This is a genomic window from Vibrio sp. 1151_11, from assembly GCF_029478525.1.
In the GTDB taxonomy this organism is placed as follows: Bacteria; Pseudomonadota; Gammaproteobacteria; order Enterobacterales; family Vibrionaceae; genus Vibrio; species Vibrio anguillarum.
Genome location: NZ_SHMN01000009.1, coordinates 25,027 through 38,356 on the forward strand (window position 1 = coordinate 25,027; position 13,330 = coordinate 38,356).

Sequence of the window (13,330 nt, forward strand, 5' to 3'; positions counted from 1 at the left end):
TAACCATCATCTCAACGTATTTCCATTAAAAATCATCATCTTGTCTTTCAATGTAAAATTCACTTTGCGCACTCAATAATAAATATTAATGACATAACTTGCATAAGTGTTCGCCGTGTACCAATTTTATTAGGTTGGCTAGGTGTCTCATTGGTCTACCATTCATATTAATAATATGATCAAGTTTCACCTTAATCTTTCTAGCTGTTATACGGTGAGGGTGAATTTATGACTTTAGGTTTTAAAAGCAGAATATATGTGAGCGTAGCGCTGCTCGTTGCGATTTCTTTAATCGTTTTGGGTACCATCAACATGCTGTCGTTAAAAGAGAAGATGATTACCTCTTTAACCACAGAAACTCAAAACAAGCTCAACTATCACGTTTCTGAACTCGAATCTTGGGTGAAAACACGTTATCAAGCCGTAGTTAAAGGTTCACAACATTTCCGATCTGCTCTTTCTGATCAAGAGAATGTCAACTTAGTTCGATTGTTAGCTGAGAGTGCGCAAATTTCAAATGTCATTATGGCGTATGACGATGGCCGTGCCTATATGTCGTTTGACAAAGACAACGGAGTTGTTACAGGTCAACAAAATTTCACCAGTAGGGATTGGTATCAGCAAGCAAAAACCTCTCGAACTGCTCAGGTAACTGAAATTTATGAAGATAAAATCACCGGTAAGCAGGTTATTAGTGTAGTTATGCCTGTCTACCAACAAAGCCGTTTCATTGGTGTTTTGCTGGGAGATATCCAACTGGATGAGGTTATTGTCCAAGTCAGTAATATGCGCTTTGCCGGCGGTGCAGCGACACTAACCGACAAGCATGCTGTCTTTTTTGCTAGTGATGATCCTAGTGATATTGGACGAACGCCCTCGCAAGTCAGCCCTAATTTCCTCGAAATGGAGAAACTTTTTAGCCAGCAAGATGCTGGTCATTTGTCATTTCCTTATTTAGGCATTGAGTTTGATGGTTATTTCAAGCGCGTTAACCTAACCGATAATATGTACTGGACCATGATGGTGTTCGTCGACAAAGGTACGGCGTTAGCTAATGTGTATGAAGCGCAAAGTAGCGCTATTTACACTGGGGTGATTTTGCTCATTATCAGCGTCGCGGCAATCTTCGTCATTCTTAATTATATCTACAAGCCTTTGCTACGCCTGAAAAAAGCGGTACTTGATCTTTCGAAAGGCTCTGGTGATTTGACACGCCGCTTGGAGGTGAATGGTGATGATGACTTAGCGCAGATAAGCCAAGGCTTCAATTTATTCTCAGAAAATCTACAAAAAATGATGTTGCAAATATCTGATGCCAGTCAAAACATCTCCTCTAATATTGAGCAGTTAGGTCAAACGGCAAAGGAAAATGAGCGGATGCTGCTTTCGCACTCATCTGAAACAGAGCAAGTGGTGACGGCCATTACTGAAATGAGTGAAAGTGCACGTACTGTGGCAGAGAGCGTCACGCAATCGAATCACATTACTGACTCGGCGAGCAAAGAGGCCAAACAATCGATTATTATTGTGAATAATGCGGTTGAAACGGTCAGCTCATTGGTGAGTGATGTTGAACAGATGTCTGAGCGCATTGCCAATATGAACAAAGATGCGATCAAGATCAGCGAAGTATTGACCGTGATTGGCGCTATTTCAGAGCAAACGAACTTACTTGCGTTGAATGCAGCGATCGAAGCGGCGCGTGCGGGTGAGCAAGGTCGCGGTTTTGCGGTGGTTGCAGATGAAGTTCGTGCTCTAGCGGCAAGAACGCAAAACAGCACTACTGAAATATCAGATATGCTGGCCAAGTTACTTGAAGGGACGGATAGCGTTGTAGCCGCAATGGACAAAACTAAAAACCAATGTCAAACCACAGCAGATAAAACGTCCGAAGTTTCTGGCAGTTTAAACATCATGAGTACTTCCGTTTCCGAAATTGATGATTTGAGTACGCAGATCGCAGCTGCGACCGAACAGCAAAGTACAGTTGCAGAAGAGCTCAGTCGCAATATGCTAGCGATAAGAGACATCGTTGAATCATTGGTGGTGAGTGGCAGACAAACCGTTAGTGCTACAGAGTCACTCTCTTACTCAAACCATGAGCTTGACCGCTTGGTCTCCAACTTTAAATTAAAGTAATAAAACGCCGCTAACGCGGCGTTTTATTTGGGATTAAGCACGGAGAGAGCATCATGAAAACAGCGTACTATAGCGTGTGGCTAGATGAGCACGCCAATCAACTGAACCCTGCGTTTGAGCAAATTTTCCAGACAGTGAAAGCGCATTTTTTTGCTCGCGATCCCAATCGTTGGCCTTTGTATCGTATTCACGAGATCGCCCGTTGGCTTGAAGAGCGAAAAATTGATGCGCCAACCGTGGTAAATACTGCATTGCAGCAACAATTACGGCATTCAAGCACCATTCCTCGACACTCGAGCCACGCCATTCACCCTTTTAACGACTTAGCACTTTATGCCGCGAAACGTTCAAAAAACTGGGATGACCCTCGCTCAGTGGAAAATGTGATCTCGACACCTTGTGATCCGGCCATTCACGGTGCGCTACTTGCGACTATTGCCAACCCTAACTTGGTTTATAGCGAATATGCGGGAGATGCCATTGAACTGGAAAAATTAGTCGTGCGGCAAATCGCGCATTTAGCTGGTTATGATAGTGATCAAGCGACTGGAGTATTCACACAAGGAGGTACATTTTGTAATTTGTACGGCTATCTATTAGGTATTCGAAAAGCGTTGCCAAAGTCAGCTCTGAATGGTTTGGCGGGCGAAGATTACAGGATATTCAATTCAGAAGCAGGTCACTATTCAAACATGACAAATTTGTCGTTGTTGGGGGTTGATGTTCAAGGTAAAGCGATTCGGATCAAAGTTAAAGATAACAATGAAATGGATTTGGCTGAATTAGACCAACAATTGATTTTCTGTTTTAAAAGTGGCATTGCTGTTCCTAGCATAATGCTGACATTTGGCAGTACCGATACCTTCGCAACTGATGATATTGAACAGGTTTATGCGATAAGAGAAAGAAGATGCCAAGAATATGCGATTTCGATAAAACCACATATTCATGTTGATGCTGCTGTTGGGTGGAGTATGTTGTTTTTTCAAGAGTATGATTTTGAACGCAACCCTTTATCGCTTAATCGGGCAACACTGACGGGTATTGAATCCTTATTGCCGAGGATTAAAAGTTTACAATTAGCGGATTCATTTACGGTCGATTTTCAAAAATGGGGTTATGTCCCTTATACTTCCAGCTTGGTGATGCTCAAAAACAAACACGATCTCGCGGTATTAAAAACAGATCCCGGTTATTACTCCTACTTTGAACATGCTCAAAGAGAAGAGAGCCATTTGCAATCGACCATTGAATGTTCACGCAGTGCCGTGGGTGTTTTTTCTGCCTATTCAGCACTGCAACATTTAGGTATCGAAGGCTACCAAACCGTGATTGGTCATACATTGCAAAATGCTAATTATTTACGCTGCCAATTAGCCGCTCTACCACACTGCAAAGTGGCAGCAGTAGAAAACCAAGGGCCAAGTGTTACTTTTCGTCTCTATGACCCACAGAAAGTGACGTGTGCTGAATCGATGTTTGATCAAGAAATGAACGTCGCACGTCAGGGTTCTATGGTTGATTCGATAGTAGAGAATACGCTCTACCATCGTCATCAGTTCTTATCTCATAAAGGCCAGCATCTTAACACCAATTGGGTCGATTCGATTGCGCGCACTCATTATGATGACACTGGACATTGTTTACATATTCCGGGAGAAAAAGCGGTTTTAATGAACCCCAATACCACCCGAAAACATATCGAACAGTTTTGCCAAAACATTGTTCGGCGCTAGCCATGGAAAGGGTGAGCGCGAACTGAAATGAATGACTAGTCACGTCAATGTAATGTTATTTTTCACCACGGATGCGGTATGAAGAATGTATTACCATGTGCGCGTGATATTAACCTGAATGTTACATTTTAGATAACAAGCTGTCTCAAGGAACGATAATGAAAAAACAACTGTTGACCCTAGCAATTAGCGTTTGCTTTACCTATGTGGCGCAAGCAAATGAATGGGGATATGAAGGTGAACGTGGCCCTGAACATTGGGGACATGTTTCTAAAATTTGTGAAATGGGCAAAAATCAAAGCCCAATTGATATCAATGGCCTCGTTGAAGCTGATTTAAAATCTTTAGATATCCACTATTCAGGCGTTGTGGGTACATTGACCAACAATGGACACACGCTGCAAGCCTCAGTTTCAGGGAAAAATACACTGGTAGTGGATGGTACAGAATTTGAACTCAAACAATTTCACTTCCATACCCCTTCTGAAAACTTAATTAAAGGACATCAATATCCTTTAGAAGCGCATTTTGTGCATGCTGATGCGGCTGGCAATCTGGCAGTTTTGGCGATGATGTTTGAAACGGGCGCACAGAATGAGCCATTAGCCCAGCTTACTGCAGAGTTGCCTAAAGTTGGGACGAGTGTGCAGTTAGCAAAAGGGTTAGCAGTACAGTCACTGTTACCTAAGCTAGATGAGTATTACCGTTTTAATGGGTCACTCACAACGCCGCCTTGCAGTGAAGGCGTGAGATGGTTGGTGGTCAAGCAGCCGAAAAGTTTGTCACAGCAACAAAGTGCAGCACTACATAGTGTGATGGGAAATAACAATCGGCCCATACAAGCTCACAATGCTCGCTTAGTGCTAGAAAAAGAATAACAACGCTCTTTGAGCGATTTGAAGTCGCAGTCGGGCTCACAGGGTTTACTATTTCCTTTCCGCTCTGCTTCTTCAAATTTTAGGTGTAAGTGCTTAATTTAGCTAAGCTATTTTTTGTGCTTATTCATTAACAGCATTTAATGTATAGCGGCTTGCACTGGCTAAAGATAGTGGTTTTGAAAACCAATAGCCTTGTAAATAAGTTGCTCCCATCTCTTTAAATTTTTGGTACATGTCGCCATTTTCAACCCCCTCAATAACAATGTCGACGCCATTGGTGTGACAAAACTGGATGAGAAAGGCTAAATATTGTTCTGATGCTGGGTTAGTCAGTGTTTTCCATACAATGCTTTTGTCTATTTTAATTTGATTGAGGGGCAAATCAAAGAAGCTATTGAGTGAGCTAAAACCAGCGCCAAAATCATCCAGCGACAGTTGAAACCCCATTTCATTTAAGGAGTGAAGCTGGTTAATCGCATTTTTATCTCCATCGAGTATGACAGTTTCCGTCAGTTCTAACACAATAGAAGAGGGCAATACACCGGAAGCCTTAGCCATTGTTAATATCTGTTGTGGGAAGTCACTTTTCAGAAGTTGAAGGACTGAAACATTAATATTAACCCGAATATTAACCCCATTTTGTTTATTGTAACGGCCAATAAACTCACAGGCTTTTTTGAAGACAAAATAGCCTAAATCAACAATCAGCCCCTTTTTTTCTGCAACGGGAATAAATTCGTCCGGGAAAATCTCACCAAACTCTTTTGAGCGCCAGCGGACTAAGGCTTCAAAGCTGGATACCTGTCCTGATTGTGCATGAATAATGGGTTGGAATTTCACGGACAATGAACGTTGATCTAATGCTTCCTTTAAGCCTCTTTCGATGAAGAAATAACGATCAACGTTTTTTTGAATTCGGCCACTGTAAATTTCGATACGAGAATGATTTTTGGCACTAGCAAATTGGCAAGTTCGTGATGCAATATTTAACAACTCATCGGCAGATATAGCACGGTTTATCTCAGGATAGACACCAATGCTAATATCATTACCATAGAGGTAGAGGTGCCCATGCTCCGTGGCGGATTTCGAATAGTGCTTCATTATTTGAGAGCAGATATGCTTGAGCTCATCGTATGAGCGTTCTCCTCTAAGTAATATGGCAAAATCGTCAGAGCGAATACGGTAAAAATCAGCAAATTCATCGGGCAGTTCACGCAGTGCACTGACGACGTGATTCAGTAAATCTTTAACAATATCTGAGCCGTATTGATTGAGATAAGACTTAATATCTTCAAGTTGGATGTAGATAAGTGAATAAGGCTCTCCAATTTTGAGTGCTTTCTCATCAATATCGAGCAGTAATTTACTTCGATTATAGAGGCCTGATGAGCTGTCAAAAAATGCAGCTTGATGAATGTAATCTTCCATCAATTTTTGATCGGAGATATCTTTATGGCTACCCACCATAAAATGTTCACCGTTCACACTTTTTGTGACCGCATTCCCCTCTAACCAGATATATTGACCATTTGCTTTTTTGACTCGGTATTGAATCGATTCCCTTGATTCAGTGGTGCTGATATGCTTGTCGACGCGGCTGTTGAGCAGTGCACGATCCATAGGATGAACCAAACTCAGCCAATCAGCATAGGAAATAGTTTCGCTGTTTACACCAAATTGTACATAAAATGTTGGATTATAGAGCACCATGTTTCCATCGCTGCTCATATAAAACAGACCTTGACTAAAAAAATCGAGAATATGAACCAGACGCTGCTTTGCAACGGCACTGTCTAGGTCTGAAATTGAATACTCTTCCTGCGGAAATGACATGGTCATGTTAATCCTAATTCAAGCGAAAGCAGCAATGGATGATAATAGTGAGTCTTGATCCAAAACATTGCTTTATGACTCATCTTTAAAGAGTACTATAACGCTTGTACTAAGATGTCTCAATTATAAAACTATTGATTCATCAATTAGGCACAAGTTATCAGTTTATTTCACGGAAGTTGTTATTTCTGAAACGAAATGGTGAGACTTAAATAACGTAGGATCGCATCGTGCGGTTTATTCGTTGTGGAAAGAATAAAAGCGACAAATTGTCGCTTTTATTCATGTAGAAGTCATACGATTTAACGATCCCAATACGCTTCTTCTAGGCTATCTTCACGTTCTGGTAATGCTCGCGATAAACGAGGAGAGTGCTGTGTGAGCACTTCGTAGCTGACACGGTTTGCATATTTGCAGATCTGAGATAACGAAGAGTAAGTGAGATATGGCACATCATGTTTGGCAGAGTTTGGAACATTACGTTGATGATAACTATTCGCAGCCATATCGTGCAATAAAGCCGATAGCGCTCCGTCTCCCGCTCCGTTAGTGTTTTTGATTTCCAATGGGCCACCCAAGTAAGGGCCAATGTGTGAATACACTTTTATTGGGTTGAGACAGTCTTGTTTTCGCATCGCACGGCTAAATTCGTACTTGTTAAATTCAGCAATATTACCCGGTAGGAGAGGCAGTTCAGTTTCGCGCTTTGCACTTTCATCAGTGTAGCTAGCCATATAAAGACCCACGGGCCCCGCGGTGCAGAGGATTAAATCTACCCATTCGAGTGCTTTGTTAGCCGCAAGCAGTGGATCTTTCTCACCAGTTAACGCTTCACCTTCTTCTTCATTCATGGCGACGACTGTGATGTTTTCTTTGATGTAGTCTTGCCACCACTTCGCATTACCTTCAATTACATACTTAGTGCCTAGGGTTAACACCACTGGAATGTGCTTGGATTTAGCGATCTCAATAGCGCGTTTGACCGCAAGTGGCATTGGATCTTCGGGCTTTCCACGCATTAAGTAAGAAGAAACAACTAAAGCGGAAGCTTTTTCAAAAACCTCTTCAGGAACACTATCAGGGCGAAGTTTATTCATATGCCCTTCATTAATGGCGAAGGTGCGCTCTCCATCATCAGAAATTAGGGTGTAGCAACGCCCGATAGGACCATCGACAGTTTGAAGATGGTTTAGGTTCATGCGCGATGAGGTTCTACACAAATAACGATAGCTGTATGAGCCGACTTCAATATTTTTGGACATCACGCCGAGCAAAACGGATTTGCTATCGGCCAACACAGAGTAGTTGTGCAGTGTGTTGCCAATCGTATCTCCCGGGTATTGGTGAGTAATTAAACCTCGTTCGACTAGCTCTTCATAGAGCGCATCGGCTTTGCTCTCTTCGAGCACCAGTGAGTGACCTTTACTCAATTGATGTTTCTCTAAGAACTCATTGTCTACACGAGCTTCAATATCAACAATGGTTTGCCCAACACCGACCACTGTTGGGCGGTGGAGCATAGCCGTTTGTTGAATTTGATTGACAAGAGGGTCACGAGCATGAGTCGGAAAATAGTGCTTAGATTTACGCTGTCCAGGAAACTTCATGTTGAAAAATGAGAATTGAAAATTTCCCGTATCATATCACGGATATGACAGGTTCCTTTCATTTTTATTACATAAAAAAGTGAGCCAAACCCAGATCGCCGAGGCATTAGCGGCTATTGAGTGAGCGTTATGTCCGTACTATAAGCCTTGGTCCCCCAAAGCGGTACGGTCGATAGGCTGTGCTTGAAGCTACCATCTGTTTCTTTGGTAGTATAAGACAAGTAGATCAGGGTTTGATTTTCTGCATCGTAGATACGTCTGACTTTCATTGACTTGAAGAAAATGCTTTTTGACTTCTTAAACACGATTTCGCCTGATTTGCTCTTATCAATTTTTGCAATCATCTCTGGCGTAATGTCACCAGTCTGACGACACGAGATTGAGCTATCACTTGGATCAGAAAGACTTAAATTAGCCTCAATTGAAGCAATATGGCACGTAACACCAGTCACAATATCATCACTTAGATTTTCGATTTTTACGTCTTTAAGCGTGAAAAATCCGAGCGATACATCGCCAACTTCATTGCTATCGCAGCCAACTAAACCAAAGCTAAGTATGAATGCGGTGGTGATGAGTTTCTTGTTCATGTCTATAATCCATTTATCCATCTTTCTGCACATGATAGCAGCATCAAAGGAGAATGATATAAGGTTGTTATGTTGATGTTTTGGCCAGCATATCTGCAGTTTAGATGAGGATAATGTGAGTAATGGCTTGTCGCATATCGATCTGGTCAGTATCCTGCTTGCAACAATTAGAAGAAGAAGTAAATAACAATGATTAACCAACCTGACGTTGCCGCCATTAAAAACCAATGGCTATTTGACCAAGTGAATGTCGAATTTCCAACAGAGGAGAGCTTACAAGGTCGAGATCTCTACCAAAAAGCGGTTGTTCAACGCAGTTCTCGCCCTTTTATTGAGCTCACTGAGGAGCCTAACCTATCGTTGCTTGAAGAGGTTTATTTGGTTGATTTTCATCGGATGACAATATGGTTTGCCCTGTTGCAAGCAAGCTTATGGAGCGATAAAAACGATCAATCAAAAGTTATCGAATTCTTTACCCAAATCATTTATTCAGCACCTTGCGAGCTTTACTTAGGTTTTCAAAACGGGGAGCCTGTGGCTGCTGGTATCGTCACCTCCACTTCACATGAGATACTCATCTCTGACATCGTTACTCTGGAGAAAAATGCATTTGGAGGTGAAGATGTATTCACGCGGTTGTTGCTCGCAAAATGGCGTGCTAATCATGAGTGCAATGGTAATGTTTTTATAGAACAGTAGCTTGTCCTGATGGAATTGGTACTATAGCGCCTGGTTTGGTATTAATTTTAGCCTGCACGGAGAGCTATGTATGAATAAACAGCAAATAACATATTGGCTTAGTTGGACTGCTATGGTCTGTTATGCGCTGTTTTTGTCGTTTCCTGCTAAGTCAACTCGCTGGGAGCCTAAAAATATTCTTGTGCTGCATTCATACGAATCATCTTATCAATGGACATATGAATTTCAAAAGGGCATTGATGCTGTAGTTAAGAGCAGCAAAACACCGATTAAGCTCTCCATTGAATACCTTGATACAAAAAGAATTTATAGCCAAGAGTATCTTGAGGAGGCCAAAAAATACCTCCACGTTAAATATCGTGATTATCCATTCGATGCGGTTATTATTACCGATGACAATGCGTTAAAGTTCACTAAAGGGCTCTCAAGCCTATTTAAACCAGATACGCCTATGGTTGCGGTTGGCATCAACGACAAAAGTGCCACACTCGATGACATGACTAAGTACAATAAAATTATTTATGAATCTGAAGCTATTATAGAAAACTTCTATTTAATCAAATCATTACGTCCAAAACTCAAGAGAATCTATTATTTATCAGATCAAAGCCATACTTCGCAATTGATCCGAAAAAAAGTCGATGAAGTGCTGGCTACGGATCTTTTAAAAGGTATCGAGTTTATCGATATTAACTCCATCACTTTGGCTGAAGCAGAAAAGGTGCTATTCCAGATCTCCCCTGATGATGCGGTACTGCTATCGCACTTTAATACAGAGATAAATCAAGGTGTTTACCATACTTATCAAGAGATTTCCTACCGCCTAGCACAAGCTAGCGCTGCCCCCATTTTTGTACTGTGGGAGTTTTATATTCGTGATGGTATCGTTGGAGGGCATGTTAATCGTTCTGAGCAACTGGGAAAAGATATCTTGATGGCGTTAAACCAATTTGTATCATTAGATTTGGCCTCCGCAGTTGACATGCAAATCAGTAGTGCAAGAGCGGTTTTTGATTACCAAGCCATGCAGCGACATCAGATTGACATGAAAGCCTTGCCACAGGATGTGTTGGTTCTTAATCGTCCTCTCTCTTATTTTGAACAGCATTGGAAAGTGTTACTCGCGGCTAGCTTTATTATTCTCTGTTTGCTGGTTGTGATTGTTATGCAAGGGGTGACCCTCAGACAAAAAAGAGAGCTTGGCGTCAAAAACCGTAAAATAGTGGTATTGCAAGAGCGTACATTAGCCGTACAGCGGGAAATGATTCATTTACTCGGAGAAGCAATAGAAACGCGCTCTGGTGAAACGGGTAATCATGTTAAGCGGGTAGCAAGGCTCTCTGCGCTGCTGGCTCGTTTGTGCGGGTTAACGCAGCGCGAGGTAGAAATGATCGAGATCATCAGCCCGATGCACGATGTGGGAAAAATTGCGATTCCAGAGTCGATTTTGGATAAGCCTGGAAAATTAACACCAGATGAGTGGGAAATCATGCAGACTCACACTACCGCTGGTTATAACATCCTCAATACAAGCGAAGGTGATATAACTAAATTAGCTGCGATTGTCGCGCATGAACACCATGAGCGTTGGGATGGTAAAGGTTATCCTAATCAGAAAAAAGGCACAGACATTCATATATTTGCTCGCATTACTGCGATAGCGGATGTGTTTGATGCTTTGCTAAGTGAACGTTGTTATAAAGAAGCGTGGCCGCTTGAGAATGTAGTAAGTTTATTTGAACGTGAATGCGGTTTTCAGTTTGACCCTACTTTAGTCAATTTATTGCTTAATCATTTGGATGATTTTATCCAAATCCGTAATTTGTATCCCGATACGACAAACTATTACCGAGCCGGCTAAATACGCCCCATTGACTATCAAAGAGTGATGTGGCTATAAGTTATGCATATCAACTCTTATCTTCGTTTCATTCTGTTAACTCAATCATTTTATACATTCATCCAGCGGTTAAAATTAAGCATTGGATGAAGGAAGTGTTTATGACTGAGAAAAAAATAAAATGTATTATTTTCGACTGTGAAGGTACTTTAGTTGATAGTGAGCGTTTGTGCTGCGAAGCGCTAGTCAATGTATTGAACCAACTAGGAGCCCACCTTACTTTTGCACAAGTGAGTAACCATTTTGAAGGTGGGAAGATTGCGGACATACTGTTTCAGGCACTTGAACATACGAACATTAACGCCGATCTTGATCTTTTAGAGAACCTTTATCGGGATAAAGTTAATGAGCTCTTCGAGCAATATCTTTCACCCATGGATGGTGCGATAGAACTACTTGAGTATTTACGCCAGCAGGGTATTGAATACTGTGTTACCTCTAATGCACCTAAAGAAAAAATATCATCAATTTTACAACGGAGCGGTTTGCTTCCTTTGTTTGAAGGACGCATTTTTTCAGCCTTTGATGCGAATAGCTGGAAGCCTGAACCTGATTTGATTCGTTATTGTGCGATGAATATGGGATTTCTTTTGCAAGAATGTATTTATGTGGATGATTCAGCAAAAGGGGTTGAAGCGGGTATCAATGCAGAGGTACCAACCGTTCAGCTAGCACCTCTTAACCCACAGGGTTTTTCTCAAGCGCCTAATGTCGTTGTTATCGACACATTACTCGAGCTTAAGCCATGGCTCAATGCACATTGTTGGCCAAGCAATGAATGTGTTTATGACTGATTAGCGCTGTGTGTACACCAATCATTTGCTGGACGCTTTGTAAGTGGTCGGTTTTAAAACCACATTGTGCGCAGATAAACTTTTCATTGTTTGTGGAAATAAAGTATTCGTCATGTTGACAAAGTGGACAGCAGTCTATTTTTTCAAGTGTTTTATTTATATTTTTCATAATCAATTCTCAGCAGCAAAAAGGGAGAGTCATGTTCTCCGTACTCACAGAATAAACACTAATCAAAACTTGCTCTCGGTAATATTTACCTTAGTTCCAAAAATTAGAGGCATTTCATACTTCACTGTAAGGAATGTTTGATTTTGACCTAAACCATAATAGGCAAAGTGCCGTCATTGCCCCAAGGGTATCGCATAACATGTCTTTTTGTGCGTCCCAAATGTCGCCTTGTGAACCCAGAAAAGCGATTCCCTCATCACCTCCCGCGATTGAGGCATACCACCATTCAATAATTTCGTAACCTGCTGCGATACTCATGATAGAGAAAAGCCCGAACAATGAGGCAATTAGCGGTTTACAGTGCTGCTTTCTAATTAAATATTCAGCGATAGGGTAGGCATAAAGGCCAATTGAGAAATGAGCGACGCGATCAAAATTATTACGAGATGATCCGATCAGTTCGTTGAACCAAGCAAACGGAACATCTGCAAATGTATATTTAGCCCCAATGGTATGCAAACTAAGCCACACAAACATCAGAATATAAGCCGTTGAGCTAAAGCGTAGTTTTGTTGAAGCCCAATAGACGAGTGCTAAGATCCCTAGCGCAGGGATGATTTCTGCTAACCAGACAGCACGAGAAACTGGCGCGATCGCTGAAAATAGAAAGAGTACACCGTAGATCGCCGTCAAAAATAAAAGCGTGCGTGAGAAGTTGAGAGACATGTTTTTTCCTATCACCAAATACCGATGGATAGTGCCACTATTTTGCACGATGTTCAATTTTGTTGAATTCTGTATCTTATAGACGTAGAAATTTGTGTTTGAGATGTGTGTATCTAGCTTCGTTTTGTGATTGATTTTCGCATTGTCTTGGCAAAGAGATCCGTAAAGTGGAGAAGAGCATGCAACAACTCGATCTTTCTCTTTTTATCTATTGATAGATAGTGCGTGTGATAAACGGACTCTAGTTCAAAAAGCC

Annotated in this window: 11 protein-coding genes; 6 read left to right on the forward strand and 5 right to left on the reverse strand. The window is 41.5% G+C overall.

What is annotated here, in order from left to right; translation table 11 throughout:
- The first annotated feature begins 228 nt into the window (after window positions 1-228).
- The 3 genes from EXZ60_RS08635 to EXZ60_RS08645 all read left to right on the forward strand — a co-directional run bounded on the left by EXZ60_RS08635 (window position 229) and on the right by EXZ60_RS08645 (window position 4,753).
- Entirely contained in the window at window positions 229-2,139 is a 1,911-nt protein-coding gene (locus EXZ60_RS08635) for a methyl-accepting chemotaxis protein (protein WP_017043354.1), read from the forward strand.
- 53 nt (window positions 2,140-2,192) lie between these two features.
- Window positions 2,193-3,875 carry a pyridoxal-dependent decarboxylase gene (locus EXZ60_RS08640; protein WP_277435557.1) on the forward strand — a complete coding sequence of 561 codons (1,683 nt, stop codon included), beginning with the start codon at window positions 2,193-2,195 and terminating at the stop codon, window positions 3,873-3,875.
- A gap of 158 nt (window positions 3,876-4,033) precedes the next feature.
- Complete coding sequence (locus tag EXZ60_RS08645) at window positions 4,034-4,753, forward strand: carbonic anhydrase (RefSeq protein ID WP_277435558.1); 720 nt, start codon at window positions 4,034-4,036, stop codon at window positions 4,751-4,753.
- Window positions 4,754-4,873: 120 nt separating this feature from the next.
- Here the strand turns inward: EXZ60_RS08645 and EXZ60_RS08650 are convergent, their stop codons facing one another.
- The 3 genes from EXZ60_RS08650 to EXZ60_RS08660 all read right to left on the reverse strand — a co-directional run bounded on the left by EXZ60_RS08650 (window position 4,874) and on the right by EXZ60_RS08660 (window position 8,786).
- On the reverse strand, window positions 4,874-6,595 hold the full coding sequence (locus tag EXZ60_RS08650) for an EAL domain-containing protein (protein ID WP_277435559.1): 1,722 nt from the start codon (window positions 6,593-6,595) through the stop codon (window positions 4,874-4,876).
- A 296-nt stretch (window positions 6,596-6,891) separates the two neighbouring features.
- On the reverse strand, window positions 6,892-8,196 hold the full coding sequence (locus tag EXZ60_RS08655) for an inosine/guanosine kinase (protein WP_013867964.1): 1,305 nt from the start codon (window positions 8,194-8,196) through the stop codon (window positions 6,892-6,894).
- Between the two features lie 113 nt (window positions 8,197-8,309).
- The gene (locus EXZ60_RS08660; RefSeq protein WP_141195664.1) at window positions 8,310-8,786 is read right to left on the reverse strand and encodes a CreA family protein; all 477 of its coding nucleotides are present in this window, start codon (window positions 8,784-8,786) and stop codon (window positions 8,310-8,312) included.
- Window positions 8,787-8,975: 189 nt separating this feature from the next.
- On the opposite strand from EXZ60_RS08660, the gene EXZ60_RS08665 reads away from it, so the two are divergent.
- The 3 genes from EXZ60_RS08665 (at window position 8,976) to EXZ60_RS08675 (ending at window position 12,179) form a co-directional block, all read left to right on the forward strand.
- Window positions 8,976-9,485: a hypothetical protein gene (locus EXZ60_RS08665; protein WP_277435560.1), complete on the forward strand. Its 510-nt coding sequence runs from the start codon at window positions 8,976-8,978 to the stop codon at window positions 9,483-9,485.
- 70 nt (window positions 9,486-9,555) lie between these two features.
- Window positions 9,556-11,346, forward strand: coding sequence for an HD domain-containing phosphohydrolase (locus EXZ60_RS08670; RefSeq protein WP_277435561.1), 1,791 nt, complete (start codon window positions 9,556-9,558; stop codon window positions 11,344-11,346).
- A gap of 140 nt (window positions 11,347-11,486) precedes the next feature.
- A complete protein-coding gene (locus EXZ60_RS08675; protein ID WP_172859073.1) occupies window positions 11,487-12,179 on the forward strand; it encodes an HAD family hydrolase in 693 nt (230 codons plus the stop codon).
- Here EXZ60_RS08675 and EXZ60_RS19205 read toward each other — a convergent pair.
- Both EXZ60_RS19205 and EXZ60_RS08680 read right to left on the reverse strand, forming a co-directional pair.
- Complete coding sequence (locus EXZ60_RS19205) at window positions 12,136-12,348, reverse strand: hypothetical protein (RefSeq protein ID WP_010318303.1); 213 nt, start codon at window positions 12,346-12,348, stop codon at window positions 12,136-12,138. The two genes, EXZ60_RS08675 and EXZ60_RS19205, sit on opposite strands and share 44 nt — an antisense overlap.
- A 114-nt stretch (window positions 12,349-12,462) precedes the next feature.
- On the reverse strand, window positions 12,463-13,131 hold the full coding sequence (locus tag EXZ60_RS08680) for a DUF2238 domain-containing protein (protein ID WP_194663697.1): 669 nt from the start codon (window positions 13,129-13,131) through the stop codon (window positions 12,463-12,465).
- Window positions 13,132-13,330 lie beyond the last annotated feature (199 nt).

Excerpts from the sequence above, each read along its gene's own strand:
- EXZ60_RS08670 (WP_277435561.1), top strand. The coding sequence starts at position 9,556 with ATGAATAAACAGCAAATAACATATTGGCTTAGTTGGACTGCTATGGTC.
- EXZ60_RS08665 (WP_277435560.1), top strand. The coding sequence starts at position 8,976 with ATGATTAACCAACCTGACGTTGCCGCCATTAAAAACCAATGGCTATTT.
- EXZ60_RS08645 (WP_277435558.1), top strand. The coding sequence starts at position 4,034 with ATGAAAAAACAACTGTTGACCCTAGCAATTAGCGTTTGCTTTACCTAT.
- EXZ60_RS08650 (WP_277435559.1), bottom strand. The coding sequence starts at position 6,595 with ATGACCATGTCATTTCCGCAGGAAGAGTATTCAATTTCAGACCTAGAC.
- EXZ60_RS08635 (WP_017043354.1), top strand. The coding sequence starts at position 229 with ATGACTTTAGGTTTTAAAAGCAGAATATATGTGAGCGTAGCGCTGCTC.
- EXZ60_RS19205 (WP_010318303.1), bottom strand. The coding sequence starts at position 12,348 with ATGAAAAATATAAATAAAACACTTGAAAAAATAGACTGCTGTCCACTT.
- EXZ60_RS08640 (WP_277435557.1), top strand. The coding sequence starts at position 2,193 with ATGAAAACAGCGTACTATAGCGTGTGGCTAGATGAGCACGCCAATCAA.
- EXZ60_RS08675 (WP_172859073.1), top strand. The coding sequence starts at position 11,487 with ATGACTGAGAAAAAAATAAAATGTATTATTTTCGACTGTGAAGGTACT.
- EXZ60_RS08660 (WP_141195664.1), bottom strand. The coding sequence starts at position 8,786 with ATGAACAAGAAACTCATCACCACCGCATTCATACTTAGCTTTGGTTTA.
- EXZ60_RS08655 (WP_013867964.1), bottom strand. The coding sequence starts at position 8,196 with ATGAAGTTTCCTGGACAGCGTAAATCTAAGCACTATTTTCCGACTCAT.